This is a genomic window from uncultured Oscillibacter sp. (assembly GCF_910579365.1).
In the GTDB taxonomy this organism is placed as follows: Bacteria; Bacillota; Clostridia; order Oscillospirales; family Oscillospiraceae; genus Oscillibacter.
On record NZ_CAJTUX010000090.1, the window covers coordinates 1 to 7,801 of the forward strand.

Here is a 7,801-nt window from a genome sequence, read left to right on the forward strand (position 1 = left end):
AGGCCCCGGACGCCGTTCCCACCCAAGAAGAACGAAGGTATCCCTCATGATCCGCCTCATCGCCAGCGACATTGACGGAACCCTGCTCCAGAACGGAGCCTCGGAGATTCCGCTGGAAATTTTTGACCACATCCACCGCCTGGAGAAAAAAGGAATCCTCTTCTGCCCCGCCAGCGGGCGGCAGTATACCAGCCTCCGGCAGCTCTTTGCCCCGGTGGCGGATAAAGTCCCCTTCCTCTGTGAGAACGGCGCGGTGGTCTACGGTCCCGGAAGTCCCGGACCCATCCTCAGCAAAACCGTCATGGACCGCCGCCTCTCCGAGGAGCTGTGCCGGGACATCCTGGCCCTGCCGGAGACGGAGGTGCTGATCTCCGGGGCCGACGTCAGCTATCTTTGCCCCAAAACTCCGGACCTGGAGGACCAGATTCGCTGGTTCCTGGGCAACCGCACCGCGGTCCTTCCCGCTCCGGAGGACACGCCGGAGGACATTGTCAAGGTATCCGCCTACTGCCCCCAGGGCGTGGAAGCCGCAAAGGAAGCCCTTTTTCCCAAATGGAACGCACATTTCCGCTGCGCCGTGGCCGGAGCGGTCTGGCTGGATTTCACTCTGGCAGACAAGGGCCTTGGCGTCCAGCGCCTCTGCGAAATCCTGGGCATTGACCTGGGAGAGGTCATGGCCTTCGGAGACAATTACAACGACGTCTCCCTCCTGGAGCGGGCGGGCCGCTCCTATCTGATGGAGAACGCCGCGCCGGAGCTCCGAGCCCGCTTCTCCTCCCGCTGCCGGACTGTGGCGGAGATTTTGGAGACGCTGTAAATCATAGGGTTTCCAAATTTTGAACGGTTCTTTAATTTTTGTCATATTTGTTACTTTTTTGTTTCACCTACCTTTACAAGGCAGGTGAAATTCCTTATAATAGAGGTCTGCCAATTTGCCCCAGGGCGCTCGGCATTCATTATGATAAAAGAGAGACGGTCCCTATCCGGCCGTCTTTGGAGGTTTTATGAAACAGCTCGTCAAACGCCTCGCGGCGCTGCCGCTGCTGGCGGCCCTCTGCATCTCTCTGCTCTCCGGCTGCGCCAGAGACGGCGAGGGCCTGGCCATGGCCGCCTGTGCCGGCGGCGCGCCGGACTCTCTGGACCCCATCTACGCCGAGGACGCCGGGGGACAGACCATTCTCGCCCATCTCTATGAAAATCTTATGCGGGTAACGGCGGACAGCACCGGGCGAACCAGCGTCGTCAGCGGCATGGCCAAGAGCGTGGACCAGGAGGAGGAGACCAAGGACGGCGCCATCGCCGTCACCTACACCTTCCGTTTGCGCAGCGCCCGCTGGTCCGACGGGCAGCCCGTCACCGCCGGAGACTTTGTCTACGCCTGGCAGCGGCTGGCCAACCCGGCCACCGGCTCCCGGTACGCGGACCTTCTGTCCGTGGTCCAGGGCTTTCAGGAGGCCCGCGCCTCCGGCGACATGAGCCTTCTCCAGGTCACGGCGAAGAACGACAGCACCTTGGTGGTGGTATTAAACGGGCACTATGACTGGTTTTTGAAGGAGGTCTGCACTTCCCCCGCCACCATGCCTCTGCGGCAGGACGTGGTTCAGAAGCTGAAGGCCGCCTCCGGTGAAAAATCCTGGTGGGAGGGGGACCCCACCCAGCTGGTGACCAACGGCCCATACATCATCGCCGCCCAGGAGGAGGGGCGTCTTCTCCGCCTGGAATCCAACAGCCGCTACTATGCCGCCCAGCCCGGTCCCCAGAGCATCACCTTCCATTTTGCCGGTTCTGCGGAAGAAGCTTGGTCCCTTTACGAGAACAAAACGGTGGACGCGGTATGGCCGTTGCCGGACAGCCAGCTCACCGAGCTGGCTCAGGACCCGGAGTGGTCCCCCCTGCCGGAGCTTGCCACCTACACCGCCCTCTTTAACTGCGCCTCAGAGCTCTTCGCCGACCCGGCGCTTCGGGAGGCCATGAGCCTTGTCATCGACCGCGCCGCCCTGGCGCAGGCGGCGGGAGCGGCGGCTCTTCCGGCGGAGGGCGTAGTGCCCCCCGGCGTGCCGGAAAACGAGGAAGGGGATTTCCGTACCCTCAGCGCCGCCCTGCTGGACAACGACCCGGAGGGCTATGAGCAGCGCTGCCAGAAGGCCCGCCTTCTGTTGGAGGAGACCGGCTATGACAGCGGCGCAAATCTGGGCCAGCTGGAATATCTGTACCTCAACAGCGAGGTCAACGCTGCTGTCGCCCAGCTCCTCTGCCAGCAGTGGCAGGACGCCCTGGGCGTCCAGGTCACCCCCAAAGGACTCAGCGAACGGGGCCTGATGTCCGCTCTGCGGTCCGGGGAATACACCTTGGCGGGACTGCAGCTCACCGCCTCCGCCAACGATGCGGAATGCTTCCTGACGGCCTGGACCACCGGAAGCCGGGAAAACCTGATCGCATACGAAAACAGCGCTTATGACACCCTGATGAAAATTGTGGCCGGAGCCGCCGACGGCACCGCCCGAATGGGCTGCCTCCACGACGCGGAGGCGCTGCTGCTGATGGACTTCGCCTGCGCTCCGCTGTATACCAAGGGCACGGCCTGGGACCTGCGGGAGACTCTTACCGGAGCTTTCCGGGACCCCAGAGGCTGGTTCAGCTTTTCCAGCGTCATCACCCGAACCGTCTGAAAACCCTCTCTCTCCACTGGACATTTCAGCAGTGATGTGCTATGATGGAAAAAATCTAAAAGGAGGGATTCCTCATGCGTTTAAACGGAGTTGAATACAACGATCAAAGTCTGGGGGCCTATACAGAAGAGCCCATCGGCGTTTACACCGCCAAGGCCTTCTTCTGGATGTTCCTGGGCCTTCTGACCACCTTTGCCGTGGCCTTTTTCGGCTACGCCACAGGGACCATTCTCTACGTCTTTGCCATCCCCTATTTCCACATCGTTCTTCTGGTGGTGGAGTTAGGCGTGGTGCTGTTCCTCTCCGCCCGGCTTCACACGCTCCAGGTTGGAACGGCCAGAGCCCTGTTCTTTGTCTACGCGGCGGTGAACGGCGTGGTATTCTCCGCCTATTTCCTGATCTTCAGCATGCTGAGCCTGATCCTGGTCTTCGCCATGACCGCCGTCTACTTCGGCGCTATGGCACTGTATGGCTACCGCACCAAAACGGACCTCACCCGCCTTCGTCCCATTCTGGTGGGCGGACTGATTTTCCTCATCGTCTGCGGCCTGCTGTCCCTCTTCCTGCCTCTGGGCATGATGGACCGGGTGGTCTGCCTCATCGGCATCGCCATTTTCCTGGGCTTTACCGCCTATGACACCCAGAAAATTCGGGCTCTTTACGACGCCTACCAGGGCGACCAGGCCATGCTGGAGCGGGCGTCCATCTACTCCGCGCTTCAGCTGTACTTGGATTTCATCAATCTGTTCCTGTATCTTCTCCGCTTCCTGGGAAAGAAAAAGTAACCCCACATTTCCAAGGCCGGCGCAGTGTGACTGCGCCGGCCTTTTCGCTTGCCGAAAAGACTTTCGACAGCCTGAGCAGGTTTTCTAAGACGAAAGAAATTTTCTCCCCTAAAATGAACCGCCCCCTGCCGCTTACACGCGGCAGGGGGCTTGTGCTGCAAAGTTTTAAAGTCGGGGACGAAGCCCCAGACAGAGGGAGGAAGAGCCCTCTCCAACCGCTCTCAGGCTCCCAGCACCAGCGGAGAGCAGACAATGTACATTACAACGATCACCGCGACGCCCACCGCAGCCCAGAGCCTTCCGGTCTTCCAGGCGGACATATCCATAACCTTCGCATCGGGCATCTCCCAATCGGTTTTCCGGGGGCAGACCTTGATGCAGATCAGATAAATGATGGCCTCCACCACAAAGCAGAAGAACACCCAATACAGATAGTGCCACTTCTGGCAGAAGGGAATGACCTTGGTGGCGCCGTAGATCACGATATGTACCGGCACCGTGATCTTGGGCGCGATGGGGGAAACCTTTTTGCTCAGCAGGCCGAAGAGCACCGCCAGCAGAATGGGCATGGAGAAGAAGCCCCAGCACTCGTTGATGAAGTTCATGATGCCGGTGCCGAAGTACATGACGAAGGGGGAGATGAAGATGGCGACGACGCCCACGATGAGTCCGAAGTATTTGCCGATCTTCACCGTCTTCTCCGCGTCCGCGTTCTTGCCCCAGATAGGCTGCCAGATATCCAGCGCAAAGATGGTGGAGGAGGAATTCAGCACGGAGTTGAAAGAGGACAGAATCGCGCCGAACATCACGGCGGCAAAGAAGCCCATGATCGCCGGGGGCATGACCTCCAGCACCAGCAGAGGATACGCCTGGTCGCCGGCGGAGCCCACAGAGGTATCAATCGCGCCCTGGGCCGTCAGCAGCTGATAGGCAATGATGCCGGGAAGCACGATGACCAGCACGTCCAGGCACTTGAAAAAGCCCGCCCAGATCGCGCCTTTCTGGGCCTCCGCCAGGTTCTTGCCGCCTAGGGAACGCTGAATGATGGACTGGTTGGTGGCCCAGTAGAACATGTTGTTTACAAACATGCCGGTGAACAGCAGCGGCCAGGGCACATAGGGCGCCACGGAGGTGGGCTCCGCCCAGGCGTTCATCTTCTCCGGCGTGGTGGTCAGCAGATAGTGCAGGCCCTCGCCGAAGCTGCCGCTGCCTCCGCCTAGCTTGCCCAGGGCGAAGATACCCAGAATCGGCACCGCAAAGCCGCCGATAATCAGGCCCACGCCGTTAATCGTGTCGGAATAGGCAACCGCCTTCAGACCGCCGAATACCGAATAGGCCATGCCGATGATGCCAGTGGAGAAGCAGACGATCAGGATAGCCCAGAAATAGCTGATGCCGAAAATCTCCTCGATGTTAAAAATCTTCACCAGAGCCACGGAGCCCGAATAGAGGATGGTGGGCAGCATGGTCACCACATAGGCCACCAGGAACATGCAGGAGAACATTCGCATGGTAAATGTATCATAGCGCATCTGGTAAAACTGCGGAATCGTCGCGATGCCGCCCTTGAGAAACCGGGGCAGTATCACAAAAGCCAGCACCAGCAGGGCAAAGCCGGAGGTAGCCTCCCACGCCATGGTGCTCATAGAGCCGGAAAACGCCTGTCCGTTTGTACCGACCAGCTGTTCCGCAGACAGGTTGGTCATCATCAGCGACCCCGCGATGACAATGCCCGGGAGACCCCGTCCGGCCAGGAAGTACCCCTCTTTGGACGACAAGTCCTCGTCCTTGGTCTTGTACCAGGACAGCACCGCAACCAATACGGTAAATCCTACAAATTCAATGATCGTCAGCAGCATGAATTGAACCCCTTTCTGTTCTGTTTTCCACACTTTCCCTATATGTGGTTCTTTGTAAGTCCTCCTTTATAGTCACATTATACAAGAAGAATCCGGTTGCCGGTGTTGGAATTTTTTTAGGTTTCCGGGTGTTTTCTTTGGCGGGAACATCGGATTTTCTCCCATCTGGCTTTTTGTGTCTTTTTTTTAGGGCCAAAGAATACGGACGTCCCCTCCGGGACGTCCGTCAGGCTGTCGAAAACGTATTTTCGCCAGCCTGCGCAAGTTTTTCAAAACTCTAAAAAAGTTTTGAAAAACTTCTGATTGAAAACGAAAGGAACCCCTCCGGGGTTCCTCTCGTAACTCTCTTCCTTCCCGTTGCGTTAATCTTCTGCGTTTTTTGACACGCCGACGGACGTCCCCTCCGGGACGTCCGTTCACTCCGCCTGCTTCCGGTATTCCGCCGGACTGAGGCCGTTAATCTTCTTAAATGCCTTGGCAAAGTAATGGTAATCGTGAAAGCCGGACTGCTCCGCCGCCTCCCGTACTTTCATATTCGTCTCCCGCAAAAGCGCCATGGCGCACTCAATCCGCCGGTTCAGCAGGTAATTGGAAAACCCGATTCCCATTTCTTTTCGGAACAGGTAACTCAAATAGGTGGGGTTGACCCCCGCTGCCTGGGCGGCCTCCGTCAGTCCGACAGGCTCCTTATAATGGTCCTGCACAAACGCCGCCGCCGTACTCACCGGTCGGCTGACCTTCTCGGGAATCCGGCCCCCCCTGCCTTGATACAGCCGCTTCGCGTCCCGCTCCAGTCGCCGATAGACCTGCTCCATGCCGACAAGCCGCTTCTCACCCTCCTCGGGGGAGATTCCCACTTTTAGCTCCAGCTCCTGGAGCCACAGCCGCACCAGCCGCTCGTCCACAAGTTTTCGCTCAAACTGGCCGGCCGCCTTCATGCAGGCCTCCAAAAAGCTCTCCCGGTCTCCCAGATAGCGGTACTCCTCCGCCCTGGCCAGCAGGGCTCTCGCCTCTTCCGGCACCTGTGTTCCGGCCTTTTTCTCGGCGTCGTAGTACAAAATTTCCCGCCGCTCATAGAAGCGGAGCTTCATCAGCTCGTTTACCTGGCGGTAAGCCGTCTGGACGGCGTCTCCCCCCAAACACGGACCGCTGACGCCCACGGCATAGGGATAGGGCTCCTGACCGCAGATCCTGTGGCAGCACAACGCCGCGTCCATCAGCCGCTGGCGCATCAAATGATCCTCCCGGAGGTCGGACAGATCCAGGAAGCCATAAAAGACCCCCTTTCCCCAATACACAACCGCAAGCCGCCCGCCGCCGTCCGCAAGCTGGTCCGCCGCTTCGGGCAGGCGGCGCAGAAACTCCTGGCAGTACCGCCGCCGCCCGGGATGAGGCGCGCTCCCATCCTCCCCCTCCCAGGATTCCAGGCGCATGCAGACCGCTCCGCAGTTCCGGTAGGGATGGCGCAGCCCGGCGCGGAGACGCTCCCTCTCCTCCTCCCGGGGGTCTATGGACTCTCCGATGACCTTGCTGAAATACGCGTATTTCAGTTGGTGGTCCCCCGCCTTCGCCAGGTGCCGGATGTGAATTTGTTCCTCCTGCTGGCGCTGCCGCTCCTCCATCCGCTGGGCGGCCGCCTCCAGAAGACGATAGAGCGAATCCTCGTTCAGCGTGTTCTTCAGAACGTAGTCGTCCGCCCCCTCCTTCAACGCGTCCTTCACATAGGTAAATTCGTCATGGCAGCTCAGGGCGATGATATAGACCTGCCGGTTGGTCCGGCGTACCCTCCGAATCAGCTCAATTCCGTCCAGAAGGGGCATGGAGATGTCGGTCATCAGAAGATCGATCTCCGTATTCTCCAGAATGCTGAGAGCCTCCTCGCCGTCCCGGGCGCCGGCCTCGATCTGAAAACCGGCCCGCTCCCAGGAAGGGAGGATGTTCAGATAACTCCGCACCAGATGGTCGTCGTCCACGATCAGGACCTTTCTCATACGCATCCTCCTACCGCTCTCCTTCCGGGACCGCCGGCATGTGGATCACCGCCGTTGTTCCGGATTCGCCGCTCTGATAGCGGAGTCCCGCCCGGTCCCCGTAATACAGCCTCAGCCTGTCCCGCACGTTCGGCACGCCGACGGCGGTCAGCCCCCGGGTTTTGCGGGTCTCGCTGTGCAGCAGGCTGTCAATCTGCTCCGGCGTCATGCCCCGTCCGTTGTCGTCCACGCTCAGATACAAGACGCCCTCCGCCGCTTGGGCGCGAATCACCAGCTTTCCGCCCTCCGCCTTCATGTCCAGCCCGTGGAGCAGCGCGTTTTCCACCAGTGGCTGAAGCACCAGGCGGGGCACCAGACAGCCCCTGGCGCCGGGATCAATCTCATATTGAATCGAGAACTGCCCGTCATACCGAAACTCCTGAAGCCGGATGTAGCGCTCCAAAATGCGGATATCCTCCGCCACAGTCAGGAAGGCCCCCTTCTTGTTGATGCAGGCC

The 7,801-nt window shown here is 59.7% G+C and carries 6 protein-coding genes; 3 read left to right on the forward strand and 3 right to left on the reverse strand.

From position 1 onward, the window contains the following. The 3 genes from QZ329_RS13975 to QZ329_RS13985 all read left to right on the forward strand — a co-directional run. Nucleotides 1-817 (forward strand): HAD family hydrolase (locus QZ329_RS13975; RefSeq protein WP_365352198.1); only part of this gene is annotated, 817 nt, incomplete at its 5' end. Between the two features lie 187 nt (nucleotides 818-1,004). Continuing rightward, nucleotides 1,005-2,669 (forward strand): peptide ABC transporter substrate-binding protein, encoded by a 1,665-nt coding sequence (locus QZ329_RS13980; RefSeq protein WP_295753614.1) that lies wholly within the window; start codon nucleotides 1,005-1,007, stop codon nucleotides 2,667-2,669. A gap of 74 nt (nucleotides 2,670-2,743) precedes the next feature. After that, nucleotides 2,744-3,454: a Bax inhibitor-1/YccA family protein gene (locus QZ329_RS13985; RefSeq protein ID WP_295753615.1), complete on the forward strand. Its 711-nt coding sequence runs from the start codon at nucleotides 2,744-2,746 to the stop codon at nucleotides 3,452-3,454. A 221-nt stretch (nucleotides 3,455-3,675) separates the two neighbouring features. Here QZ329_RS13985 and QZ329_RS13990 read toward each other — a convergent pair whose 3' ends face one another. The 3 genes from QZ329_RS13990 to QZ329_RS14000 all read right to left on the reverse strand — a co-directional run. Further along, nucleotides 3,676-5,313: a solute:sodium symporter family transporter gene (locus QZ329_RS13990; RefSeq protein ID WP_295753616.1), complete on the reverse strand. Its 1,638-nt coding sequence runs from the start codon at nucleotides 5,311-5,313 to the stop codon at nucleotides 3,676-3,678. A gap of 416 nt (nucleotides 5,314-5,729) precedes the next feature. After that, nucleotides 5,730-7,304: a response regulator gene (locus QZ329_RS13995; protein ID WP_295753617.1), complete on the reverse strand. Its 1,575-nt coding sequence runs from the start codon at nucleotides 7,302-7,304 to the stop codon at nucleotides 5,730-5,732. A 10-nt stretch (nucleotides 7,305-7,314) separates the two neighbouring features. Further along, on the reverse strand, nucleotides 7,315-7,801 hold a 487-nt coding region (locus QZ329_RS14000), incomplete at its 5' end, for an ATP-binding protein (RefSeq protein WP_295753618.1).

Bases quoted from the DNA above. Each gene is read 5' to 3' on its own strand.
- QZ329_RS13980 (WP_295753614.1), top strand. From the start codon at position 1,005: ATGAAACAGCTCGTCAAACGCCTCGCGGCGCTGCCGCTGCTGGCGGCC.
- QZ329_RS13985 (WP_295753615.1), top strand. From the start codon at position 2,744: ATGCGTTTAAACGGAGTTGAATACAACGATCAAAGTCTGGGGGCCTAT.
- QZ329_RS13990 (WP_295753616.1), bottom strand. From the start codon at position 5,313: ATGCTGCTGACGATCATTGAATTTGTAGGATTTACCGTATTGGTTGCG.
- QZ329_RS13995 (WP_295753617.1), bottom strand. From the start codon at position 7,304: ATGAGAAAGGTCCTGATCGTGGACGACGACCATCTGGTGCGGAGTTAT.